19 protein-coding genes and 1 riboswitch are annotated in these 24,032 nt (G+C 67.9%); of the genes, 8 read left to right on the top strand and 11 right to left on the bottom strand.

Annotation, left to right across the window (positions count from 1 at the left end):
- Position 1: 1 nt before the first annotated feature.
- The 4 genes from GQ674_RS20845 to GQ674_RS20830 form a co-directional block, all read right to left on the bottom strand.
- The gene (locus GQ674_RS20845) at positions 2 to 961 is read right to left on the bottom strand and encodes an acyl-CoA desaturase (protein ID WP_159498955.1); all 960 of its coding nucleotides are present in this window, start codon (positions 959 to 961) and stop codon (positions 2 to 4) included.
- A 494-nt stretch (positions 962 to 1,455) separates the two neighbouring features.
- On the bottom strand, positions 1,456 to 2,241 hold the full coding sequence (locus GQ674_RS20840; RefSeq protein ID WP_159498953.1) for an anti-sigma factor: 786 nt from the start codon (positions 2,239 to 2,241) through the stop codon (positions 1,456 to 1,458).
- Positions 2,238 to 2,807 (bottom strand): sigma-70 family RNA polymerase sigma factor, encoded by a 570-nt coding sequence (locus tag GQ674_RS20835; RefSeq protein WP_159498951.1) that lies wholly within the window; start codon positions 2,805 to 2,807, stop codon positions 2,238 to 2,240. Before GQ674_RS20835 ends, GQ674_RS20840 begins: the two co-directional genes overlap by 4 nt.
- 70 nt (positions 2,808 to 2,877) lie before the next feature.
- Positions 2,878 to 3,654, bottom strand: coding sequence for a hypothetical protein (locus GQ674_RS20830; RefSeq protein ID WP_159498949.1), 777 nt, complete (start codon positions 3,652 to 3,654; stop codon positions 2,878 to 2,880).
- Positions 3,655 to 3,809: 155 nt separating this feature from the next.
- Here GQ674_RS20830 and pnuC point away from each other — a divergent pair, with 155 nt between their 5' ends.
- From pnuC to pncA, 7 genes are all read left to right on the top strand, one after another.
- Positions 3,810 to 4,388 (top strand): nicotinamide riboside transporter PnuC, encoded by a 579-nt coding sequence (gene pnuC, locus GQ674_RS20825; RefSeq protein WP_159498947.1) that lies wholly within the window; start codon positions 3,810 to 3,812, stop codon positions 4,386 to 4,388.
- Positions 4,381 to 5,445, top strand: a complete 1,065-nt coding sequence (locus GQ674_RS20820; protein WP_159498945.1) for an AAA family ATPase — start codon at positions 4,381 to 4,383, stop codon at positions 5,443 to 5,445. The genes pnuC and GQ674_RS20820 overlap by 8 nt, the downstream gene beginning before the upstream one ends.
- A 72-nt stretch (positions 5,446 to 5,517) precedes the next feature.
- The gene (locus GQ674_RS20815) at positions 5,518 to 6,573 is read left to right on the top strand and encodes a bifunctional nicotinamide-nucleotide adenylyltransferase/Nudix hydroxylase (RefSeq protein ID WP_128095511.1); all 1,056 of its coding nucleotides are present in this window, start codon (positions 5,518 to 5,520) and stop codon (positions 6,571 to 6,573) included.
- Positions 6,574 to 6,636: 63 nt separating this feature from the next.
- The gene (locus GQ674_RS20810; RefSeq protein ID WP_159498943.1) at positions 6,637 to 8,061 is read left to right on the top strand and encodes a nicotinate phosphoribosyltransferase; all 1,425 of its coding nucleotides are present in this window, start codon (positions 6,637 to 6,639) and stop codon (positions 8,059 to 8,061) included.
- A 146-nt stretch (positions 8,062 to 8,207) separates the two neighbouring features.
- Positions 8,208 to 8,439, top strand: a riboswitch (cobalamin riboswitch).
- 213 nt (positions 8,440 to 8,652) lie between these two features.
- Entirely contained in the window at positions 8,653 to 10,950 is a 2,298-nt protein-coding gene (metE, locus tag GQ674_RS20805) for a 5-methyltetrahydropteroyltriglutamate--homocysteine S-methyltransferase (RefSeq protein WP_159498941.1), read from the top strand.
- 69 nt (positions 10,951 to 11,019) lie between these two features.
- Positions 11,020 to 11,706 (top strand): epoxyqueuosine reductase QueH, encoded by a 687-nt coding sequence (locus tag GQ674_RS20800; protein WP_159498939.1) that lies wholly within the window; start codon positions 11,020 to 11,022, stop codon positions 11,704 to 11,706.
- Positions 11,707 to 11,763: 57 nt separating this feature from the next.
- Positions 11,764 to 12,393 (top strand): bifunctional nicotinamidase/pyrazinamidase, encoded by a 630-nt coding sequence (pncA, locus tag GQ674_RS20795; protein WP_159498937.1) that lies wholly within the window; start codon positions 11,764 to 11,766, stop codon positions 12,391 to 12,393.
- 48 nt (positions 12,394 to 12,441) lie between these two features.
- On the opposite strand, the gene purU is transcribed toward pncA, so the two are convergent.
- Both purU and aceE read right to left on the bottom strand, forming a co-directional pair.
- The gene (gene purU, locus GQ674_RS20790; protein ID WP_159498935.1) at positions 12,442 to 13,293 is read right to left on the bottom strand and encodes a formyltetrahydrofolate deformylase; all 852 of its coding nucleotides are present in this window, start codon (positions 13,291 to 13,293) and stop codon (positions 12,442 to 12,444) included.
- Positions 13,294 to 13,373: 80 nt separating this feature from the next.
- On the bottom strand, positions 13,374 to 16,046 hold the full coding sequence (aceE, locus tag GQ674_RS20785; protein ID WP_159498933.1) for a pyruvate dehydrogenase (acetyl-transferring), homodimeric type: 2,673 nt from the start codon (positions 16,044 to 16,046) through the stop codon (positions 13,374 to 13,376).
- Between the two features lie 180 nt (positions 16,047 to 16,226).
- Between aceE and GQ674_RS20780 the strand changes: the two genes are divergently transcribed.
- Positions 16,227 to 17,159 carry a LysR family transcriptional regulator gene (locus GQ674_RS20780; RefSeq protein WP_181393875.1) on the top strand — a complete coding sequence of 311 codons (933 nt, stop codon included), beginning with the start codon at positions 16,227 to 16,229 and terminating at the stop codon, positions 17,157 to 17,159.
- A 43-nt stretch (positions 17,160 to 17,202) separates the two neighbouring features.
- On the opposite strand, the gene GQ674_RS20775 is transcribed toward GQ674_RS20780, so the two are convergent.
- The 5 genes from GQ674_RS20775 to GQ674_RS20755 all read right to left on the bottom strand — a co-directional run bounded on the left by GQ674_RS20775 (position 17,203) and on the right by GQ674_RS20755 (position 23,568).
- Positions 17,203 to 18,312: an NADH:flavin oxidoreductase/NADH oxidase gene (locus tag GQ674_RS20775; RefSeq protein ID WP_236546140.1), complete on the bottom strand. Its 1,110-nt coding sequence runs from the start codon at positions 18,310 to 18,312 to the stop codon at positions 17,203 to 17,205.
- A 99-nt stretch (positions 18,313 to 18,411) separates the two neighbouring features.
- Entirely contained in the window at positions 18,412 to 19,233 is an 822-nt protein-coding gene (locus GQ674_RS20770; protein WP_159498930.1) for an NAD-dependent protein deacetylase, read from the bottom strand.
- A 41-nt stretch (positions 19,234 to 19,274) separates the two neighbouring features.
- Complete coding sequence (locus GQ674_RS20765; protein ID WP_038691150.1) at positions 19,275 to 19,688, bottom strand: acyl-CoA thioesterase; 414 nt, start codon at positions 19,686 to 19,688, stop codon at positions 19,275 to 19,277.
- Between the two features lie 212 nt (positions 19,689 to 19,900).
- The gene (locus GQ674_RS20760) at positions 19,901 to 20,920 is read right to left on the bottom strand and encodes a ribonucleotide-diphosphate reductase subunit beta (RefSeq protein WP_128095433.1); all 1,020 of its coding nucleotides are present in this window, start codon (positions 20,918 to 20,920) and stop codon (positions 19,901 to 19,903) included.
- A gap of 236 nt (positions 20,921 to 21,156) precedes the next feature.
- Complete coding sequence (locus GQ674_RS20755; RefSeq protein WP_159498928.1) at positions 21,157 to 23,568, bottom strand: ribonucleoside-diphosphate reductase subunit alpha; 2,412 nt, start codon at positions 23,566 to 23,568, stop codon at positions 21,157 to 21,159.
- Between the last annotated feature and the right edge of the window lie 464 nt (positions 23,569 to 24,032).

The raw sequence follows: 24,032 nt of genomic DNA, 5'->3' as shown, positions 1-24,032 counted from the left end.
GTCAGTGCTCCGCCTTGGCCAGCACCCAGGCCGGCACGGGTTTGAGGTCGCGCACCAGGCCCAGCGCCGCCATCAGCCGCAGGCCGTACCAGGTCACATCGATCTCCCACCAGTAGAAGCCCTGGCGCGCGGCGCCCGGGAAGAAGTGGTGGTTGTTGTGCCAGCCCTCGCCGAAGGTGAGCAGCGCCAGCCACAGGTTGTTGCGGCTGTCGTCACCGGTGGCGAACCGCTGGCGGCCGAAACGGTGCGCCAGTGAGTTGATGGTGACCGTGGCGTGGAACAGCACCACGGTGGAGATGAAGAAGCCCCACACCAGCATCTGTCCGCCGGTGGTGCCCCAGGACGGCGCCACGTGTTCGAGCAATACGCCCAAACCGAACAGGGCGGCGGCCAGCGCGATCGGCACCAGCGTGTCGAAGCGGTCCAGCCAGCGCAGTTCCGGGTACTTGGCCAGGTCGGGGATGCGGTCCCACTGGGTGCGGAAGCCGTGGGTGGTGAGGAACCAGCCCATGTGGCTCCACCAGAAGCCATGCACGCCGGGCGAGTGCGGATCGGCGGGGGTGTCGGTGTGGCGGTGGTGGGTGCGGTGGTGGGCGGCCCACCACAGCGGGCCGCGCTGTACGCTGGCCGCGCCGATCACCGCGAACACGAACTGCACCGCGCGCGAGGTGCGGAAGGTGCGGTGCGAGAAGTAGCGGTGGTAGAAGGCGGTGATGGCGAACATCCGCACGGCATACAACGCCACCGCAACGCCCACTGCCACCCAGGAAACCCCCACCCAGATCACCGCCAGGCAGGCCAGGTGCATCGCCGCGAACGGAATCGCGCGCAGCCAGTCCACGCGCTGCGCCGCGTCGTCGGCCACCGCCGCCTCGGCGCTGGTATCGAACCAGCGCCGCACGGTGGCCATCAGGCCACGGCGGGCCGTGCGGGGTGCTGCAGTGGCGGGTCCGGCCGACATATCGCGAATCTCCTGGCGTGCTTGTCAGGAGATACGGGAACCAGGCCCATCCGGATGCACGGATCCGGAAAAAAAGGTTCTTCGCCTAGCTGAGGGGCAGGCAGAAACGTGCCTTGACGCTTTTCAGGCGCAGCCGTCGGCGGGCCGGGCGCTGGGCCCCCATGCCCTTTCCGGCGAATGTCCTCCGGCGTCGGCCTGCGGCCGCCCCCTCCCCCTTTATTTCGCCTCCAAGGGCATGGGGACCCAGCGCCCGACCCACCGACAGCGCCCGAAAAGCCAGGCTTCTCCCCTGCTTACCGCAAGCCGAGCCCCGTAGCAGCCGGTAGGCTCCTGGGCAAAATAAAGGAGGAGGCCGCCCCGCGGCCGGGGGACATTTGCGCCAGGGGCCTACCGGCTGCTACGGGGCCCTCACGCGCGCGACCGCCCCGATCGGGGACGCCAGCCGATCCAATCTGCGCCTTCTCTCAGATGGGAGAAGAACCAAAAAAAGCGCGTTACAGGGTGGCGATGTCGCCCTTGGCGATGATCGGCCCGGTCGGGATGCCCTGCGGCGCGCCACTGGACGGTTCCAGCGTGATGGCCAGCACGGAGCCGTTCACCAGCGCATCACGCAGTGCGTCCGGCACGGTCACCGTATGGGCGCGGTTGATGGACACAAGGCCCAGCGAACGCGGCGTGCCGCCGGCCGGGATCAACCACAGTTCCGGGGCGCGCCCGGCCGCATCGGCAGCAGCCGGCACCGGCACCATCAGCACCTTGCCCTGGGCCTTGTCCACCGAGGCCAACCAGCCTGGCGTGCCGTCGTCGTGCACCAGCGGGGTGACCGGCTTGGTCGCCTGCTCCGGTTCGGACGGGGTGGGCGGCGGTGTCGGGGTGACCGCCACCGGGGGGGCAACCGGGGCCACCGGTTCCAGCTGGCCTCGGCTGAACACCGCCACCAGTGCGACCACGGCAGCCAGGGCGGTCATGCCCTGCCAGAACCCGGTGCGCTGCCACGCGCGGGGCGCACCGGCACCGACCGCCGGCCAGCCCAGCGCGGTACGGATGCGCGGCCACACGTGCGCAGGCACCGCTTCACTGCCCAGCGTGTCCAGCATGGGCGCCAGGCGGTTTTCCCACTGGCTCACCAGCCGGGCGAAGCCGGGGTCCTTGGCGATGCGCTGCTCGGCCTCGCTGCGTTGGGCGGCATCGAGCACGCCCAGCACGTATTCGCCGGCCAGGATGTCAGCGCTCGGCGGTTGGCCGTCGTCATGCAGGTCATGGAGGTCGCGGATGTTCATCGTTCCAGGCACACCCGTAGTTGGCCCAGGCCGCGCCGGATCCAGCTTTTCACCGAACCCAGGGGCGAGCCGATCCGGCGCGCCAGTTCCTCATAGCTGGCCCCGTCCAGGAACGCCAACCGGATCAGCGAACGGCGGCGCGGTTCCAGGGTGTCCAGGCAGTCGTCCAAGCGCTGCCTGTCGTTGGCCTGTTCGGCCACCTGGGCCGGTTGCGGGGCGAAATCGGGGATTTCATCGGCCACCGACACGTCCTCCAGCGGGCGCGGCGGCGACGCGCGCAGACGGTCGATCGCGCGGTTGCGCGCCATCATCGACAGCCAGGTCATGGCCGCCGCCTTGGCGCGGTCGAACTGCGCCGCCTTGTGCCAGACGCTGGTGAAGACATCCTGCAGCACCTCTTCGGCGTCGCTGCGGTCGCGCAGGACATGCAGGCAGATCGCAAACAGGCGTCCGGACGCCAGCTGATACACCGACTCGAAGGCCTGGCGATCGCCGCTGGCAACCCGGACCAGCAGGTCGTCGAGGCGCCGTGCGGCACCCGTATCGGCAAGCTCCAGCTCAGGCATCGCAGACTCAACATCGGCAGGAAGACAGCCCGCATCGTCGTCGCTGCGCGCGCAGGGCGCAAGGGGGGCGTCATCCGGCGCATGTGGCCACCAGCGGCTGCTGCCGTGCCGCGGCCAGTTCGGCGGCGCTCGCCGTGACCGGCTCGGCCGGGAATTCGACGCGCACCTGCGGGTAGCGTCCCTGCGCATCACGCACGTTGCCGGTGCCGCTGAACTGCAGCAGGCGCGGGCGGTTGCGCGCATACACCAGGGTCACCGCCGGGACCGCGAAGCCGAACCAGGCATCCAGCCGCATCTGCAGTTGTTCGGCCGGTTGGCCCTGCCAGGTGACCGACGCGTTGCGTTGAAGTTTCAACGGCACCAGCCGCTGACGGCTGGGCAGCAGGAACTGGAACGCCACCGGGCGGCCGGCCTGCAGGGCGTCCCAGTGGCCCAGCACGGCGGCATCGAAGCCGGCATCGACCACTGCATCGGGCGGGATCGCGATGGCACGGCTGACCCGGTCGGCGCGCGCGTCTTCACGCACGTACACGGTCCGCCCCGTGGCGCTGGCCTGGAGGCCTTCCTGGTAGCCGTTGCGGGCATCTTCGAAGGCGAAATCGGGGGTCTGCGGGCTGCCCTGCGGGGTCATCCACTTGCGCGCGAACGCGCGGCCGTCGGCACAGCGGTACAGCACCAGCCGGGAACGCGCCGTGGGCGGGCCCTGCAGCCAGTGGGTTTCGCGGTACAGCAGGCGGCCATCGGCCGGCGCATAGGCGCGGCCTTCCTGGCGCAGCACCTGCTGGGCCGCGGCCGGCAGCACCGGGCACAGCAGCAGCACCAAGGACAGTAAGAGGGATCGGCGCATGCCCGGCTCCACGTGGGGGTCACCAGCAGATACGCAGCCAGCGCCGCGGCGGATGCACTGCGGGCGGCGGGTAAACTGGGCGGCTTGTCACCGCTGCCGCTGAAGAACCCGATGCCGACGCCCACCCTGCGTTCCCCGCCCGCCGGCGCAGCCGCATGACCAGCGCTTTGGAAATTGCCGCCAACCTCACCGTGGCCGCCTCGATCCTGCTGGCCGGGCGCAACAGCGTGCATACCTGGTGGACCGGCATCATCGGCTGCACCTTGTTCGGCCTGGTGTTCTACGAGGCCCGGCTCTATGCCGATGTGGTGCTGCAGGGCGTGTTCGTGCTCACCAGCGTGATCGGCTGGTGGCAGTGGCTACGCGGCGACCACGGGCATGCATTGCCGATCAGCCGGGTACAGCTGCGCACGCTGGGCTGGATGCTGCCGTCGGCGGTGCTGGCCAGCATTGGCTACGGCCTGCTGCTGCACACCTGGACCGACGCCTACGCGCCGTTCCTGGATTCGGCGGTGCTGGTGCTGAGCGTGGTGGCGCAGCTGCTGATGATGCGCCGCAAGCTGGATTCCTGGTGGTTCTGGCTGCTGGTCAACAGCATCGCCATTCCGCTGTACGCCAGCCGCGGGTTGCACCTCACTGCGGTGCTCTACGGGGTGTTCTGGATCAACGCGCTGGTTTCGCTGCGGCATTGGCGGCACTTGATGCGCGACCAGACCGGTGCCGCGCATGGTTGAACGTTTCGCCACCGGCCTGGTGGTGGGCAAGTTCAGCCCGCTGCACCGGGGCCACCAGGCCCTGATCGACCACGCGCTGCGCCGCTGCGACAGCGTGCTGCTGCTCAGCTGGAGCCAGCCGGAACTGCCCGGCTGTGAGGCCGACCGGCGTGAGGCGTGGCTGCAGGCGCTGTACCCGCAGGTCACCCGGCTGGTGCTCGACGAAGCACGGCTGGCGGCCTGCTGCGCGGAACTGGGCGTGCCGATGCGGCCGCTGCCGGACAACAGCGATGATGATGCCACGCAGCGTGCGTTCGTGGCCTGGGTGTGCAGCACGCTGTGGCAGCGCCGGGTGGACGCGGTATTCACCAGCGAGGCCTACGGCGATGGATTCGCGGCCGCACTGCAGCGCCATTTCAGTGCGCAGGCCGGCACGCACTGGCCGGTGGCGCATGTGTGCCTGGACCCGGCCCGCAGCACGGTGGCGGTGTCGGGCACGGCGGTGCGGCGTGACCCGCACGCACTGCGCGGCTTCCTCGATCCGCGCGTGTACGCAGGTTTCGTCGGCCGCATTGGCCTGCTCGGCGGCGAGTCCAGCGGCAAGACCACGCTCGCCGCCGCGCTGGCCGCTCAGCTGCAGACCGCGTGGGCGGCCGAGTTCGGACGCGAACATTGGGTGGCACGTGGCGGCGCGCTCGACTACGACGACCTGCTGCACATCGCACAAGTGCAGGTAGCGCGCGAAGAGACACTGGCCGAACAGGCCCATCGCTGGCTGGTCTGCGATACCACGCCACTGACCACGCTGCTGTACTGCCTGTCCATGTTCGGTCGCGCCGAACCGGCACTGCATGCATTGGCGCAACGGCGCTACACCCACCTGTTCCTGTGCGCGCCGGATTTCCCGTTCGTACAGGACGGCACCCGGCGCGATGACGCGTTCCGGCACGCGCAGCACCGCGCGTATCTGCAGGCGCTGGACGCTCACGGGATGCCGTTCACCGTGCTGGTCGGCCCGCTGCAGCAGCGCGTGGCGCAGGTGGTGGCCGTGCTCGACGGCACGCGCGACCGATGTTGACGGCGCAGGACAGAGGAGTAGCATTGGCACCAGCCAAGGGATAGACCCACGGCACCTGCAACGACATGGGGGATTCTCATGGAATATGACTATCTGGTGTTCATCGGGCGTTTCGAGCCCTTCCATAACGGCCATGCCGCCGTTGCCCGCCTCGCACTGAGCCGGGCCAAGAAGCTGATCTTCCTGGTCGGCTCTGCCGATACCCCCCGCAGCCTCCGCAACCCCTGGACCGTGGCCGAACGCGCCGTGATGATCCAGGCCGCGCTTGAGGGTGCGGGCGAGCGCCTGCTGATCCGTCCGCTCAAGGACCACCTGTACAACGAAGCGCAGTGGATCGCCGGCGTGCAACGCACGGTGGCCGAGGCAATACGCGCCGATGGGCATGCGGGCGAAGCGAAGATCGGCCTGGTCGGGATGGACAAGGACGATTCGAGCTACTACCTCCGCGAATTCCCGCAGTGGCCGCTGGTGGATGTGCAGCACACCGAGACGTTGTCGGCCACCGAGCTGCGCCGCTATCTGTTTGAAGCCGGCAGCGTGGATTTCCACGGTGCGCTGCTGATGCTGCGCGGGAACGTGCCGGCGCCGGTGTATGCCATGCTCGAGGCGTTCCGCAAGAGCGGCCCGGCCTACGCCCAGCTGGTGGCCGAGTACCAGTTCATCGAGCAGTACAAGGCCGCCTGGAAAGACGCACCGTATGCGCCCACGTTCGTCACCACCGACGCGGTGGTGGTGCATTCGGGGCACGTGCTGCTGGTGCGTCGCCGTGCCGAACCCGGCAAGGGCCTGTGGGCGTTGCCCGGTGGCTTCGTCGGCCAGCAGCAGGGCCTGCTCGACAGCTGCCTGCGCGAACTGCGCGAGGAAACCCGGTTGAAGATCCCGGCGCCGGTCCTCAAGGGCTCGCTCAAGGGCCAGCATGTGTTCGACCACCCCGAACGCAGCCAGCGCGGCCGCACCATCACCCACGCCTTCCACTTCGATTTTCCCGCCGGCGAACTGCCGGCCGTGCGCGGCGGCGACGATGCCGACAAGGCGCGCTGGATCCCGGTCAGCGAAGCGCTGGACATGGGCCCCAAGCTGTACGAAGACCACCTGCACATCCTGGAGTTCTTCCTGGGCCGGGGCTGATCCCGGCTTTTCCCGCCGGCGGATAGACCGCCGGTGTCACCCGACGCGAAGGAGCTTCCCGTCATGCATTACCTCGACAATCTTCTCCTCAACACCGACAGCTACAAGGCCAGCCACTGGCTGCAGTATCCGCCGGGCACCGACGCCACCTTCTTTTACGTGGAGTCGCGTGGTGGCCACTACGACCGCACGCTGTTTTTCGGCCTGCAGGCGTTGCTGAAGGACTACCTGGCCAAGCCGATCACCCACGCCGACATCGACGTGGCGCGCGATCTCTTCGCCGCCCACGGCGAGCCCTTCAACGAGGCCGGCTGGCGCTACATCGTCGATACGCACGGCGGCCTGCTGCCGATCCTTATCCGCGCCGTGCCCGAGGGCACCGTGGTGCCGGTGCACAATGCGCTGATGACGATCGAATCGACCGACCCGCAGGCGTTCTGGGTGCCGTCGTATCTGGAAACGATGCTGCTGCGCGTGTGGTACCCGGTCACGGTGGCCACCACCAGCTGGCACGCCAAGCAGACGATCCGCCAGTACCTGGAACGCACCAGCGATGACCCGGAAGGCCAGTTGCCGTTCAAGCTGCACGACTTCGGCAGCCGTGGCGTGTCGAGCCTGGAATCGGCCGCCATTGGTGGCGCGGCGCACCTGGTCAACTTCCTCGGCACCGATACCGTCTCGGCCCTGCTGTACGCCCGTGCCTTCTACCACGAGGCCATGGCCGGTTGTTCGATCCCGGCCGCCGAACATAGCACCATCACCAGCTGGGGCCGCGACAACGAAGTGGAGGCCTACCGCAACATGCTCGCCCGCTTCGCCACCCCGGGTGCACTGGTGGCGGTGGTGTCGGACAGCTACGACATCTTCCACGCGATCACCCGGCACTGGGGCACCACCCTGCGCCAGCAGGTGATCGACTCGGGCGCCACCGTGGTGATCCGCCCGGATTCGGGCGACCCGGTGGCGGTGGTGCTGCAGTGCCTGCAGCTACTCGATGAGGCCTTCGGCCACGTGGTCAACGGCAAGGGCTACAAGGTGCTCAACCACGTGCGCGTGATCCAGGGTGACGGCGTCAACCCGACCAGCATCGGCCAGATCCTGGCCAGCATCACCACCGCCGGCTACGCCGCCGACAACGTCGCCTTCGGCATGGGGGGTGCATTGCTGCAGCGGCTGGACCGCGACACCCAGAAGTTCGCGCTGAAGTGCTCGGCCGCGCGCGTGGACGGGAAGTGGATCGACGTCTACAAAGACCCGGTGACCGACAGCGGCAAGCAGAGCAAGCGCGGCCGCATGCGCCTGCTGCGCCATCGCGAGTACGGCCAGTTCCGGACGGTGTCGGTGCCGGCCGACGCCGAATCGCTGACATCCGCCACGCTGCCGCCGGGCTACGTGGATGCGATGCTCACGGTCTGGGAGAACGGCCGGTTGCTGCGGGACGATACGTTGGCTGAGATCCGCAGCCGGGCGGACACTGCACGGCCGTAATCGGCCGACCTCACCGTCGCCATCCTTCATGCAACCCGCGCCGGGGTCCCTATGTCGGTTGCACCGGTGCCGGGGCGGCACAACTCCAATGGGTCCCACGGGCGGCTGCGGTTTGACGCCCCCTTGACCATCGCCCGGCTTCGGCCTACTTTGTGCTCGCCGAAGGTATCCATCTCTTTATGCAGATGAAGGGATGGGTTTAAACGGGAATCCGGTGAAGGCGCCTCGTGCGCCCATTCCGGAGCTGCCCCGCAGCGGTGAATGGAAACGAATCCTGCCAACAGCACTGGGCCCCGGCCTGGGAAGCGGCAGGTACTAGGTGGGCGTTCGCGCCCGTGTCCATCAGCCCGAATACCGGCCCCGGCCGGGGGACACGACCGTCCCCTGATTCGACCTGGAACGTCCGCGGGGAGGTTGCCGGGGCCTGCCGCCATGCCGTCCGCGTGGCGCTGCCCCCGTGCGTCCGCTCCACGACATCCGGTTCGCCCGCGGGGGCGAAGGTCGCTGGCGGGGCGGACACGGCAGCCATGTCGTGCACGGCGCGCGGTTCCTTCGTTCCTCAATGCCGCTACTGCAATGAGGACACGTTCCATGACCACTGTTACCAACCTGGGGTTTCCCCGCATCGGCGCCAAGCGCGAACTCAAGCGTGCGCTGGAAGCGTTCTGGTCCGGCCAAAGCAGCGCTGCGTCGCTGCAGCACACCGCCAGCGGCCTGCGCGAGCGCCATTGGCAGCTGCAGCGCGAGGCCGGCGTCGATGTGCCGCCGAGCAACGACTTCAGCTTTTACGATCAGGTGCTCGATGCGGCTTTCCTGTTCGACGCGATCCCCGCGCGCTACCGCGCCCTGGCCGACGCCGAGCCGCTGGCCGGCTATTTCGCCATGGCCCGGGGCGTGCAGCGCGACGGCTATGACCTGCATGCGCTGGAAATGACCAAGTGGTTCGATACCAACTACCACTACCTGGTGCCCGAACTGCAGGCCGGCCAGGGCTTCGCGCTGCGCGGCGACAAGCCGCTGGCCGAATACCGCCAGGCCAAGGCACTGGGCATCGAGACCCGCCCGGTGCTCCTCGGCCCGGTGACGTTCCTGCTGCTGTCCAAGACCACCGACGGCAGCCGTGCGCTGGACCTGCTCGACGCCCTGCTGCCGGTGTACGTGCAGCTGCTGGGCCAGCTGAAGGAGGCCGGCGCGCAGTGGGTGCAGCTGGATGAGCCGGCACTGGTGCAGGACCTGGACGAGGCCACCCGCGCCGCGTTCACCCACGCCTACGCGGTGCTGGCCGCAGCGGCGCGGCCGAAGGTGCTGGTGGCCACCTACTTCGGCGCGCTGGACGACAACCTGCCGCTGGCCGCCGCGCTGCCGGTGGATGGGCTGCACGTGGACCTGGTGCGCGCGCCCGAGCAGCTGGACGCGGTGATCAAGGCGCTGCCACCGGGCCGCGTGCTGTCGGCCGGTCTGGTCAACGGTCGCAACATCTGGCGCACCCACCTGGACAACGCACTGGTGCTGGCCCGCTACACGCACGGCCACGTGGGCGGCGGCCTGCTGTGGCTGGCCCCGTCGTGTTCACTGCTGCACAGCCCGGTCGACCTGGACCTGGAAAAGAAGCTGGATGAGGAACTGCACAGCTGGCTGGCGTTCTCCAAGCAGAAGCTGCAGGAGCTGCGCGTGCTGGCCGATGCAATTGACGCCCCGGCCCGCGCCGAGGATGCACTGGCGCACTCCCGCGCGTGCATCGAATCGCGCCGGCGCTCGCCGCGCGTGCACAAGGCCGAGGTGGCCGCGCGCCTGGCCGCCCTGACTGCTGCCGACGCGCAGCGTCACAGCCCCTACCCGCAGCGGCACCTGGCCCAGGCCGGCGCGCTGCAGCTGCCACGTTTCCCCACTACCACGATCGGTTCCTTCCCGCAGACCCTGGAAGTGCGCGAGGCACGTGCCAGCAACAAGTCCGGCAAGCTGTCCGACGCCGACTACGATGCGTTCCTGGCCACCCAGACCGAGCACTGCGTGCGCGTGCAGGAGCAGATCGGGCTGGACGTGCTGGTGCACGGCGAGTTCGAGCGCAACGACATGGTGGAGTACTTCGGCGAGCAGCTCGACGGCTTCGCGTTCACCAAGAACGGCTGGGTGCAGAGTTATGGCTCGCGCTGCGTGAAGCCGCCGGTGATCTTCGGCGACGTGACCCGCCCACGGCCGATGACGGTGCGCTGGTCGCAGTACGCGCAGTCGCTGACCGACCGCCCGATGAAGGGCATGCTGACCGGCCCGGTGACGGTGCTGCAGTGGTCGTTCGTGCGCGATGACCAGTCGCGCGCGGACACCTGCCGGCAGATCGCGCTGGCCCTGCGCGACGAGGTGCTGGACCTGGAAGCGGCCGGCATCGGCGTGATCCAGATCGACGAGCCGGCCATCCGCGAAGGCCTGCCGCTGCGTCGCGCGCAGTGGCGGGAGTACCTGGACTGGGCGGTGGAAGCATTCCGGATCAGTGCCAGCGGGGTGCGCGATGCCACCCAGATCCACACCCACATGTGCTATTCCGAGTTCAACGACATCATCCACTCCGTGGCGGCCATGGACGCCGACGTGATCTCGATCGAGACCTCGCGCTCGCGCATGGAGCTGCTGGACGCGTTCGTGCGTTTCCAGTATCCCAACGAGATCGGCCCGGGCGTGTATGACATCCACTCCCCGCGCGTGCCCGACAAGGAAGAGATGCTCGCGCTGCTGCGCAAGGCCGCCGAAGTCCTCCGGCCCGAGCAGATCTGGGTCAACCCCGACTGCGGCCTGAAGACCCGCGGCTGGAAGGAAACCCGCGCCGCGCTGGAAGCGCTGGTGGCCGCCGCGCGCCAGCTGCGCGAGGAAACCGCCGACGCCAACGCCGCCTGATCCCCCCTGTAAAGATGACCCAAGGACCGCACCGCCGCCGTTGCCGGCGGTGCGGTCGACGAGACGTACATGACCCCGCCCACCGTTACCCCGATCGACCGCCCCACCCTGTCCCTGCCCGACGGCCACACCCGGCTGCTGCTGCATTCGTGCTGCGCGCCGTGCTCGGGCGAAGTGATGGAGGCCATCACCGCCTCCGGCATCGACTACACGATCTTCTTCTACAACCCCAACATCCACCCGGCCAGGGAATACGAACTGCGCAAGCAGGAGAACATCCGTTTCGCCGAGAAGCACGGCGTGCCGTTCGTCGACGCCGACTACGACACCGACAACTGGTTCGCACGCGCCCGCGGCATGGAAGCCGAGCCCGAGCGTGGTATCCGCTGCACGATGTGTTTTGACATGCGCTTTGTGCGCACCGCGCTGTATGCACACGAACATGGCTTTCCGGTGATCAGCAGCTCGCTGGGCATCTCGCGCTGGAAGGACATGAACCAGATCAACGACTGCGGCCACCGCGCCGCCGCGCATTACCCCGGCATCCACTACTGGGATTACAACTGGCGCAAGGGCGGCGGTGCCGCGCGCATGGTGGAGATCAGCAAGCGCGAGCAGTTCTACCAGCAGGAGTACTGCGGCTGCGTGTACTCGCTGCGCGATGCCAACCGCCACCGCCGCGAGACCGGCCGCGAGCGCATCAAGATCGGCCTGTTGTATTACGGCCAGGACAACGACGCGCCCAAGGGCGATTGACGTTCGCACGCGGGGCCGCCACGCTGGTTGCCCCGCTTCCGTTGTGTTGGATCTGCCATGACCACCGCCCTATCCGCCGATGTGGCCCTGCTGGTGATCGACCTGCAGCCGGACTTCATGCCCGGTGGCGCGCTGGCCTGCGAACAGGGCGATGCGCTGGTGGCCCCGATGGCCGCCCTGCTCGCGCAGCGCCGCTACCCCACGGTGGTGGCCACCCAGGACTGGCACCCGGCCGACCATGCCTCCTTCGCCAGCCAGCACCCGGGGCACCTGCCGTTCGAGGCGATCCTGCTGCATGCGCAGCCGCAGACGCTGTGGCCGGACCACTGCGTGCAGGGCAGTGACGGCGCAGCGCTGCACCCGGGCGTGGACTGGGCCGTGGCCGACCTGATCCTGCGCAAGGGCACCCGGCAGCAGGTGGACTCCTACAGCGCCTTCCGCGAGAACCACGGCCCCGATGGCACCCGCCCGGCCACCGGCCTGGCCGGTTGGCTGCACGAGCGCGGCATCCGCGAAGTGCACGTATGCGGGCTGGCACGCGACTACTGCGTGCTGTGGAGCGCACAGGACGCGGTCAAATCCGGGTTCCGGGTGAAGTTCCTGTGGGACCTGACCCGGCCGGTGACCGAAGCCAATGACGGCATGGTGCGCGAGGCGTTGGCGAAGGCGAAGATCGCGGTTGTCTGACGGGCGTCGGCCGGAAAGACGTACCGACCAACGGTGGGTACCTACCGCTCAGCGGAATACCACCGTGCGATGCCCGTTGCGCAGGATGCGGTGCTCCACATGCCGGCGCACGGCGCGCGCCAGCACCTGAGATTCGGTGTCACTGCCCAGCCGCACCAGGTCGCGCGGGGTCATGGCATGGTCCACGCGGGCCACGTCCTGTTCGATGATCGGGCCTTCGTCCAGGTCTTCGGTGACGTAGTGCGCGGTGGCGCCGATGATCTTGACCCCGCGCGCGTGCGCCTGGTGGTAAGGCTGCGCGCCCTTGAAGCTGGGCAGGAAGCTGTGGTGGATGTTGATCGCCCGCCCCGCCAATGCCTTGCACAGGCGCGGCGACAGGATCTGCATGTAGCGCGCCAGCACCACCAGGTCGATCTGTTCGCGCTCGACCAGGTCGATGATCTGCTGCTCCTGCACGGCGCGGTTGTCGGCGTTGACCGGCAGGTGGTGGAACGGCACCCCGTACGAACCCGCCAGCGCGGCGAAGTCCTCGTGGTTGGAGGCGACCGCGGCGATATCCACCTGCAGCTGCCGGCTGTGTGCACGGAACAGCAGGTCGTTCAGGCAATGCCCCTGCTTGCTCACCAGCACCAGCAGCCGCGCGCGGCGGCGCGCATCGTGCAGTTGCCAGTCCATCTGGAACTCGGCCGCCAGCGTGCCCATGCGCGCTTCGATATCGGCCAGCGCCTGGCTGGCGGCGCGATCGAAGTGCACGCGCAGGAAGAACCGGCCGCTCTCTTCGTCGCCGAACTGCTGGGCGTCCAGGATGTTGCAGCCCAGCTCGAACAGCAGGCCGGACACGCGGTAGACAATCCCGGTACGGTCCGGGCATGACAGGGTAAGAATGGAATCAGGGCGCATCCAGCCAGTTTAAGCGAGCACCGCCCGTGCGGGGACGATGCTCTCAGATGCAACCAAGCCGGCGCGAAGTCCCTCTCCCGTTACACCGCCGCCGGATCCACCTTGTCCACGTGGATGCCGTATTGTTCGATCGCCACCTGCAGCTGGCTGCGCGCGATGCGCCCGTCATCGGCCAGTGCCTTCAACGCGGCCAGCACGATGAAGTGGCGGTCCACTTCAAAGAACGTACGCAGTGACTCGCGCGTGTCCGAGCGACCGAAGCCGTCGGTACCCAGTGCGGTGAAGCGGCGGCCGTCGACGAACGGGCGGATCTGGTCGGCCACGATCTTCATGTAGTCGGTGGCTACCACCAGCGGCCCGGCGTGTGCGGCCAGGCGCTGCTGCACGTAGGGCACGCGCGGTTCGGCGGCCGGGTGCAGCAGGTTCCAGCGCTCGGCGGCCAGGCCGTCGCGGCGCAGTTCGGTCAGGCTGGTGGCGCTCCAGACGTCGCTGGCGATGCCGAAATCCTGCTGCAGCAGCGTGGCGGCCGCTTCCACTTCGCGCAGGATCGCGCCGCTGCCCATCAGCTGCACCCGCAAGCCGGGGTCGCTGTCGGTCGCGGCCGGGTGCAGCAGGTACATGCCCTTGAGGATGCCCTCCTCGGCGCCCTCCGGCATGGCCGGGTGCGGGTAGTTCTCGTTGAGTACGGTGATGTAGTAGTAGATGTCTTCCTGGTCCACATACATGCGGCGCAGGCCGTCATGGATGATCACCGCCAGTTCGAAGTTGTAGGTGGGGTCATAGGAGATGCAGCTGGGAATCACCGAGGACAGCACGTGGCTGTGGCCATCGTCGTGCTGCAGGCCCTCGCCCATCAGCGTGGTGCGGCCGGAGGTGGCGCCCAGCAGGAAGCCGCGGGTGCGGGCATCGGCCGCCGCCCAGGCCAGGTCGCCCACGCGCTGCAGGCCGAACATCGAATAGAAGATGTAGAACGGAATCGTGGCCAGGCCGTGGTTGCTGTAGGCGGTGCCGGCGGCGATCCAAGAACAGATCGCGCCGGATTCGTTGATGCCTTCCTGCAGGATCTGGCCGTCCTTGGCTTCCTTGTAGTAGCTCAGCTGGCCGGCATCCTGCGGGGTGTAGAGCTGGCCCAGGTAGGAGTGGATGCCGATCTGGCGGAACAGGCCTTCCATGCCGAACGTGCGCGACTCGTCGGGCACGATCGGAATGACCCGCTTGCCCAGTGCCGGGTCCTTGAGCAGCGTGCCGAGGATGCGTACGAAGCCCATCGTGGTGGACTGGCCGCGCTCGCCACTGCCCTGCAGCTGGGTGGCAAAGGCCGACAGCGGCGGCACCGGCAGTGGCGCGACGTGGGTGACGCGCGCCGGCAGCTGGCCGCCCTGGGCCTGGCGACGCTGGGCGAAGTAACGCTCTTCCGCGCTACCCGGTGCGGGGCGCAGGTAGGGCATGTCCTCCAGCTCTGCGTCGCTTACCGGCAGGTCGAAGCGGTCGCGGAAGGCGCGCACCGCATCCAGGCTCATCTTCTTGAGCTGGTGGTTGATGTTCTGCCCCTCGCCGGCCTCGCCCATGCCGAAGCCCTTGACCGTCTTGGCCAGGATCACGCTCGGGCGGCCATTGCCGGCCACCGCCTGCGCGTAGGCGGCATACACCTTCTGCGGGTCGTGGCCGCCGCGGGCCAGCGCCCAGATGTCGTCATCGCTCATGTCTGCGACCAGGGCGAGCAGTTCCGGCGAGGTGCCGAAGAAGTGCTCGCGCACGTACGCGCCGCTCTGCGACTTGAAGGTCTGGTAGTCGCCGTCCACGCATTCCATCATGCGCTGGCGCAGCAGGCCGCTGTGGTCCCTGGCCAGCAGTGCGTCCCAGCCGCCGCCCCAGATCACCTTGATGACGTTCCAGCCGGCGGCACGGAAGGTGCCTTCCAGTTCCTGGATGACCTTGGCATTGCCGCGCACGGGGCCGTCCAGGCGCTGCAGGTTGCAGTTCACCACGAACACCAGGTTGTCCAGGCGCTCGCGCCCGGCCACGGAAATGGCGGCCAGCGATTCGGGCTGGTCCATTTCGCCATCGCCCAGGAACGCCCACACCTTGCGGCCCTGATGTTCCTTCAGGCCGCGGTATTCCAGGTAGCGCATGTAGCGCGCCTGGTAGGCGGCGGTCAGCGGGCCCAGGCCCATCGACACCGTAGGGAACTGCCAGAAATCGGGCATCAGCCGTGGGTGCGGGTAGGACGACAGGCCGTCGCGATCGGATTCGCGGCGGAAGTTGTCCATGCGCTCGGGCGCGATGCGGCCTTCGACGAAGGCACGGCCGTAGATCCCCGGCGCCGAATGGCCCTGGATGTAGATCATGTCGCCGTCGAAGGTGTCGGTGCGGCCACGGAAGAAGTGGTCGAAGCCCACGTCGTACAGCACGGCGGCCGACTGGTAGGTGGCGATGTGGCCGCCCACGTTGGAGTGCTTGCCGGCGCGCAGCACCATCACCATCGCGTTCCAGCGGATCATCGCGTTGAGGCGGCGCTCGATCGCCAGGTCACCCGGGTAGGCCGGCTGGCGCTCCACCGGGATGCTGTTGACGTAGGCGGTCCAGGCGCGCGCATGCAGGTCGCCGTGGTGGGCCACGTCCTGGTCGCTGAGCTGGTCCAGCAGGTAGTGCGCACGCGGCCGCCCGGCCACCTGGGTGACCGCCTGCAGCGCTTCACGCCATTCCTGCGTTTCCTGGGGGTCGGTGTCGAGGGGGGCGAGCGCAGGGTTCATGGTCCATCTCCGGCAAAGGCGGCCAGGCCCGGGGCGCTGCGCACGCCGGAGGGGGCGGCGCTGCCCCGGGGCTGGCGGGGACAAACACCTTAGGAGCGGGCCGGGGCTGCCGGTAGATCGGGCCCTGTTGGCTCTTTAGAAAGACAAACTTTGCAATCACAGGCGAGAATGGCGGTCACCATGAATATTCTCCAGTCAATCCGCAGCTTCATCCGCACCGCCGACGCCGGCAGCCTGGCCGCGGCGGCGCGCACGCTGGGCATCAGCGCGGCGGCGGTCGGGCAGAACATCGCCCGGCTGGAGGCGCACCTGGGCGTGCGCCTGTTCAACCGCACCACCCGCCAGCTGGCGCTGACCGAGCGCGGCGCGCTGTACTTGGCCCAGGTGCGCTACATCGAACGCGACCTGCAACGCGCGCAGGCAGCGGTGACCGACCTGGACGCCACCCCCGAGGGCCGGCTGCGGATCGCCTGCAGCACCTCGTTCGGGCGGCACAAGCTGGCCCCGCTGCTGCCGTCGCTGAAGGCACGCTACCCTCGGCTGGCGATCGAACTGCTGCTGGCCGACCGGGCGGTGGACCATGCGCGCGAAGACGTGGACGTGAGCATCCGCATCGAACCGCAGCTGGAAGAAGGGCTCGTGGCGCGGCCGATCGCGCAGGTGCCGTTCGTGTTCTGTGCGGCGCCGTCGTACCTGGCGCGCACCGGCGTGCCGCGCACGCCCGAGGCGTTGCGTGAGCACCGCTGCCTGTTGTTCCGGCACCCCAAGGACGGTCGGCACCTTCGCTGGGGGTTCGTGCGCGACGGGCTGCGCTTCGATGCCGAGGTGAGTCCGGCGCTGGTCAGCGACGATATCGATGCGCTGGCCGCGATGGCGCTGGCCGGCGGCGGCATCACCCGCCTGGCGGCGTTCGTGGCCGCGCCCTATTTGGCGCGCGGTGAACTGCAGGCCCTGTTCGAAGGCAATGAAGCCGGCGATGCACAGGCGTTGCCCGAGCCGATGCGGCTGTTTTTGTGTGTCAGCGACCGCCGCGACCTGACCCCGAAGGTGCGCGCGTTGATGACGCACATCGTCGAGGGGCTGCCGGCCGAGTGGCGGGTGGACGTGGCCTGACCGCACGCAGGCGATGGCACGGGGCCACCGCCTGCGGTTGGGGTCAGCGCGGCGGTGCGATGAACACGCCGCGTGCTTCGCGCGGTTCGCAGCGCAGGTACTGCGGTGCCGGTTCCAGCGAATCGCCCAGGGCGGCGGCGGCGTGCCACGGCCAGCGCGGGTCGTAGAGGATGCCGCGGGCCAGCGCGATGGCATCGGCATGGCTGTGGCGCAGGATCGACTCGGCCTGGGCCGGGTCGGTGATCAGGCCCACCGCAATCACCGGCATGCGCAGCTTCTGCGCCTTGATCGCCTCGGCGAACGGCACCTGGTAGCCCGGCGACAGCGGAATCTGCTGGCGCGGGTCGTTGCCGCCGCTGGACACGTGCAGGAACTGGCAGCCACGGCCATCGAGCACGTGCGCCAGGGTGGTGGTCTGTTCAATATCCCAGCCGCCGGCCACCCAGTCGCTGGCCGAGATCCGTACGCCCACCGCGATACCGTCGCTGACCGCTTCGCGTACTGCGTCAAACACGCGCACCAGCAGGCGCATGCGGTTCTGCAGCGAGCCGCCGTATTCGTCATCGCGCTTGTTGCTCAGCGGCGACAGGAACTGGTGCAGCAGGTAGCCATGCGCGGCGTGCAGTTCGATCAGGTCCAGGCCGATGCGTTCGGCGCGCTGGGCGGCCGCCACGAAGGCGTCCACGATCGCATCGATGCCGGCCGCGTCCAGCGCCTGCGGGGTCGGGTCGGTGGGGTGGAACGGAATCGCCGACGGCGCCAGCGTGGTCCAGGCGCGCGGGTCGGTGGCCGGCAGTGCGCCGCCGCCGTCCCACGGCCGGGCCGAGGATGCCTTGCGCCCGGCATGGCCCAGCTGGATGCCGATCGGCATGGGCGACCAGCGCTTCACCGCGTCGATCACCTTCTTGAGCGCCGCTTCGGTGTCATCGTTCCACAAGCCCAGGTCGGCCCAGCTGATGCGGCCTTCGGGCAGCACGGCGGTGGCTTCCAGGATCAGCAGGCCGGCGCCGGACTGCGACAGCTGGCCCAGGTGGATCTGGTGCCAGTCGTTGGCCAGGCCATCGGTGGAGGAGTACTGGCACATCGGGGCGATGACGATGCGGTTGGCCAGCGACAGCGGGCCAAAGGAAACGGAAGAAAAGAGCTGGCTCAAGTGGGGGACTCTGGCAGAAACGGGAAAACCGGGCGTTATTGCACTCCTGCTGCGCGCGCAAGGCAACCGCATCGGTGGATCAGTGTTTCGCGACGACGCTCAGGCGGTGCTGGCCGACGGCAGCAGGAAGGCCAGTGCGGCCGCGCACGGCTGCTCGATCTTCAGGCTGAGCAGGTCGTCGGCGCGCGTGCGGCCGAGGTTGAGCGCGGCCACCGGGATCCCGGCGTTGGCCGCGGCCTGGACGAAGCGGAAGCCCGAATAGACCATCAGCGAGGAGCCCACCACCAGCACGGCGTCGGCCCGGGCAAGGTGCGCGTGGACGGCAGCCACCCGCTCGCGGGGAACGTTTTCGCCGAAGAAGACCACATCCGGCTTGAGGATGCCGCCGCAGTGCGGGCATGACGGCACCTGGAACGGGCTGAAGTCCACCCCGTCCAGGTCGGCGTCGCCGTCCGGGGCCAGGGCCGCGTCGAGCTGGTCCCAGCCGGGGTTGTGGGCCAGCAGCACGTGCTGGAAATCTTCACGCGGGGTGCGGGCTTCGCAGCCCATGCAGCGCACCTGGTCGAGCCGTCCGTGCAGGTCGATGACGTCACGGCTGCCGGCGCGCTGGTGTAGCCGGTCCACGTTCTGGGTGAGCAGCACTTCCAGCCGACCGCGGGCTTCCAGCGCCGCCAGCGCGGCGTGGGTGCCGTTCGGGCGGGCATGGCCGAAGCGCGGCCAGCCCAGCAGGCTGCGCGCCCAGTAGCGCTGGCGGGTCGCCAGCTCGCCCATGAAGGCCTGGTAGGTCACCGGCGGGGTGCGCTTCCACTGGCCGTCGGCATCACGGTAGTCCGGGATGCCCGAGTCGGTGCTGCAGCCGGCGCCGGTGAGCACGAACAGGCGCTGGGCGCGGTCGATGAAGTCGGCGAGCGGGCGGGTCATGGTCTACAGGTGGGGGCGCGCGGCGGGCAACGCAATCGCGGTTACGGGCCGGGAATGGCGTCGGGCAGCGGCGGCACGGCAATGGGATGGCCATCGGCGTCCAGCGCGATCATCACGAAGTGCCCGCGGGTGCAGAGCTTGCGCTCGCCGCTGTGCAGGTCTTCGGCGATCAGTTCCACTTCCACCTTCATCGAGCTGCGACCCACTTCGACGATGCGACCGATGGTTTCCACCATCTGGCCGATGCGGATCGGCAGCTTGAAATCGACCTGGTCCGAGCGCGCGGTGACCACGGTGCGGCGCGAGTAGCGGGCCGCGGCGAGGAAGGCCGCCTTGTCCATCCAGGCCAGCGCCTGGCCACCGAACAGGGTGCCCAGGTGGTTGGTGTGGTTGGGGAAGACGATCTCGGCCATGCTGATTTCAGTGGGCGGGATGGGGTCTGGGGTGGTGGACATGGGGGTGGCCGGTTGGGGTGTGGGGTCGGCGCGGATGATACGGCAGGGGGTGGTGTGGTGGTGTCGCGTTATCCGGGTAGAGCCACCCCATGGGTGGCTGCGCCTGGCACCGGCACCGCGCGCAGCCACCCATGGGGTGGCTCTACCGTCGCGCGGGAACGAAAAACCCCGGCGCGGGGCCGGGGTTTTCGTTGATGCGTGTGGCGCGGGAATCAGAACGACATGTCGAACGAGACTTCGCCCTTCACGCCTACCTGGTAGGCCGAGGAGCGGCGTTCGAAGAAGTTGGTCAGTTCCTGCACGTCCTGCAGTTCCATGAAGCTCAGCGGGTTGCGCACGTTGTACTTGCGCTCCATGCCCAGGCGGTGGAAATGGTTGTCGGCGCAGTGCTGCAGGTACTGGCGCATGTCGCGGGTGGAAATGCCCGCCACGCCGCCGGACAGCACGTCTTCGGCGAACTGCACTTCGCATTCGATGGCTTCGGCCAGCATGTCATAGACCTGCTGCTTCATCGCATCGTCGAACAGGTCCGGCTCTTCCTCGCGGATCACGTCCACGCACTCGAAGGCGAACTCCATGTGCGCGCTTTCGTCGCGGAACACCCAGTTGGTGCCCGAGGCCAGGCCGTTGAGCAGGCCGCGCGAACGGAAGTAGTACACGTAAGCGAAGGCCGCGAAGAAGAACAGGCCTTCGATGCACGCGGCAAAGCAGATCTGGTTGAGCAGGAACTGCCGGCGCTCCTCGCGGGTTTCGATGCGGCGCAGGTCCTGGATCGAGTCGATCCACTTGAAGCAGAAATCGGCCTTCTTCTTGATCGAGTCGATGTTCTCCACCGCGGCGAACGCTTTGACGCGCTCATCCGGATCGGGCAGGTAGTTGTCGAGCAGGGTCAGGTAGAACTGCACGTGCAGCGCTTCTTCATACAACTGGCGCGACAGGTACATGCGGGCTTCGGGCGCGTTCAAGTGCTGGTACAGGTTCAGCACCAGGTTGTTGGACACGATCGAATCGCCGGTGGCGAAGAACGCGACCAGACGGTGGATCAAGTGGCGTTCGCCCGGCGACATCTTGCTGTGCAGGTCGCTGATGTCGATCTGGAAATTGATTTCCTCGACAGTCCAGGTGTTTTTGATCGCGTTGCGATACATGTCATAGAACTGCGGGTAGCGCATCGGGCGCAGGGTCAGTTCAAAACCTGGATCGAGCAACATCTGGCGCGGCGTGTCTGCCATGGGGGGTTCCTTGGTTCAGTTGGCGGCTTCCGGGGGGGAAGCGTCGAAAGACCCGCGCGTGTGCGCGGCGGGCTTCCGGCACCGCGGGCAGTCTGTGCCCGCCGGTGTCAGCGTGTTTGGGGTGGAGCGGTGAAGCCGCCGGGCTGGGCCCGGCGTTCAAGCGGTGTCGATCATTTTCCGTACCCACCAACGGTGGGTACCGACCGGGGCGCCGGCCCATCGGGCCGGCACGCCTTTTACTGGCAGGCTTCGCAGCTTTCCGGGTTCTCCAGCGAGCACGCCACGGCTTCGTCCGGCGTGAACACCTTTTCCGGCGCGGCATGCGAGCCCTGGCTGATCGTGGTCTTGGCGATCTTGGTGGCCGGACGCGAACGCAGGTAGTAGGTGGTCTTGATGCCCTGCTTCCAGGCGTACATGTACATGGAGGACATCGCGCCGATGCTCGGGCTTTCCATGAACAGGTTGAGCGAGGCGGACTGGTCGATGAACGCGCCGCGGTCGGCGGCCATGTCGATCAGCGAACGCATCGGCAGTTCCCACGCGGTGCGGTAGATGTGACGCAGGGTTTCCGGGATCTGGGCGATGCCCTGGATGGAGCCTTCGGCCATCTTGATCGCGTCGCGCATTTCCGGCGTCCAGTGGCCCAGCTTCTTCAGCTCGTTCACCAGGTAGCGGTTGACCTGCAGGAAGTCGCCGGACAGGGTTTCGCGCTTGAACAGGTTGGACACCTGCGGCTCGACGCACTCGTAGCAACCGGCGATCGAGGCGATGGTCGCGGTCGGGGCGATGGCGATCAGCAGCGAGTTGCGCAGGCCATGTTCCTTGATGCGCTCACGCAGGGCATCCCAACGGGCGGTGTCTTCGGGCACCACGTTCCAGGCGTCGAACTGCAGCTCGCCGCTGGCCGCACGGGTGTCGGCGAAGGACGGGTGCTTGCCGCGTTCCTGGGCCAGTTCGCACGAGGTTTCCAGGGCGTGGAAGTAGATCGCTTCGGCGATCTTCTTCGACAGCGCGCGGGCTTCGGCACTGTCGAAGGCCAGGCGCTTGCGGAAGAACACGTCCTGCAGGCCCATGCAGCCCAGGCCGACCGGACGCCAGCGCAGGTTGCCGCGGCGGGCGGTTTCGATCGGGTAGAAGTTCAGGTCGATCACGCGGTCGAGCTGGCGCACGGCCAGGCGCACGGTGTTGGCCAGCTTGTCGAAATCGAACTCGCCGTGGGCGTCGAAATGGTTGCCCAGGTTGATCGAGCCCAGGTTGCACACCGCGGTCTCTTCGGCCGAGGTGATTTCCAGGATTTCGGTGCACAGGTTGGACAGGTGGATCACGTTGCCCGGACGCAGGGTCTGGTTGCTGGCGCGGTTGCACTTGTCCTTGAAGGTCATCCAGCCGTTGCCGGTCTCGGCCAGGGTGCGCATCATCCGCGAGTACAGCTTGCGCGCGGGGATGGTGCGCTGGGCCTTGCCCTGGGCTTCGGCCTGCAGGTAGGCCTGCTCGAAGGCTTCACCGAACAGGTCGGTGAACTCGGGCACCACGCTGGGATCGAACAGCGACCATTCCTGGTCGGTCTCCACGCGCTGCATGAACAGGTCGGGGATCCAGTTGGCCAGGTTCAGGTTGTGCGCACGGCGCGACTCGTCACCGGTGTTGTCACGCAGTTCGAGGAAATCCTCGATGTCGGCGTGCCAGGTTTCCAGGTACACGCAGGCCGCGCCCTTGCGCTTGCCCCCCTGGTTGACCGCAGCCACCGACGAATCCATGGTCTTCAGCCACGGCACGATGCCGTTGGAATGGCCGTTGGTCGACTTGATCAGCGAGCCACGCGAACGCACGCGGCTGTAGCTGACGCCGATGCCGCCGCTGAACTTGGACAGCTGGGCGATGTCGCCGTACTTGGCGTAGATCGACTCCAGCGAATCCTGCGGGGAGTCCAGCAGGAAGCACGAGGACAGCTGCTCGTGGGTGGTGCCGGAGTTGAACAGGGTCGGGCTGGACGGCAGGTAGTCCAGGTTGCCCATGCGCTTGTACAGCGCCAGGGTTTCCGGCACGTCTTCACTCAGGGCGCTGGCGATGCGCAGGAAGAACTGCTGCGGGGTCTCGATCACCTTGCGGGTGTGCGGATGGCGCAGCAGGTAGCGGTCGTACAGGGTGCGCAGGCCGAAGTAATCGAAATGCAGGTCCAGCGACGGATCGATGGCGTCGTTGAGCTTGCGTGCGTTGATCTGCACGAAGTCCAGCAGGCGCGCGTTGATCAGGCCCACTTCGTGGCCACGGCCCACCGACTGCGAGAACGCGTGGATTTCCTGGCCGGACACTTCCTTGGCGATGAAGTTGGCCAGCAGGCGCGCGGCCAGGCGGCCGTACTCGGGCTCTTCACCGATCAGCAGGGCGGCGGTGCGGATGGACAGCTCGTCCAGCTCCTGCGTGGTGGCGCCGTTGTACAGGCCGGAGATGGTGCGGGTGGCCACGCGCATCGGGTCCACCGCGTGCAGGCCCTCGCAGCAACGCTGCACCGCGCGCACGATCTTGTTCAGATCCACCAGTTCGGTAGTGCCGTTGCGCTTGGTGACACTCATGGCGTTGGCCGTGGGCGGCGAGGTCAGAAGGAACTCGCTTTCCTGCTCGGTGGCTGCGCTGGTTTCGGTGCTCACGGCGTTTTCCTCTTGGCGTGATTTGGGGTGGCACAACGTTGCCTGCTGGGCAGGTGCTGGACCGGCGCTCGGACTCTCAGAGTGGACCTGGGGCGTCGCATGGGCCGCGACTGCGCAGGCTGGCCTGCGGGCGGTTCCCCTGCGTCACCGGTCCTCTCCCCTCAGAGTGGTGCGACCGATACCTCAACGCTGTACGTGTCGTGCGGTTGTCAGTAGGTTTTCAGGCCATCGGCGTGAAGGCGATTCACCCGTCGACTTGTGGTCGGCGGGGCCGACGGCCACAAGATAGTGGGGGTACCGGGGATCGTCAACGCCAAATCTGGGGAAAATGAGCAATCCCTTGCGGCGCAACGATCCGCCTGGAAGGCCGTCCGACGAACGGTCCGGACCCGTCGAAACCGAGTGCGCAGTCAAGGCCGGAACAGCCGCATCGGGTGAGAAACAGGAACCCGAAAACAGAACAG

Source organism: Stenotrophomonas sp. 364 (assembly GCF_009832905.1).
GTDB lineage: Bacteria > Pseudomonadota > Gammaproteobacteria > Xanthomonadales > Xanthomonadaceae > Stenotrophomonas > Stenotrophomonas maltophilia_AP.
The sequence above is the reverse complement of the archived record's forward strand: the minus strand, read 5'-3'. Positions and strand labels throughout refer to the sequence as shown.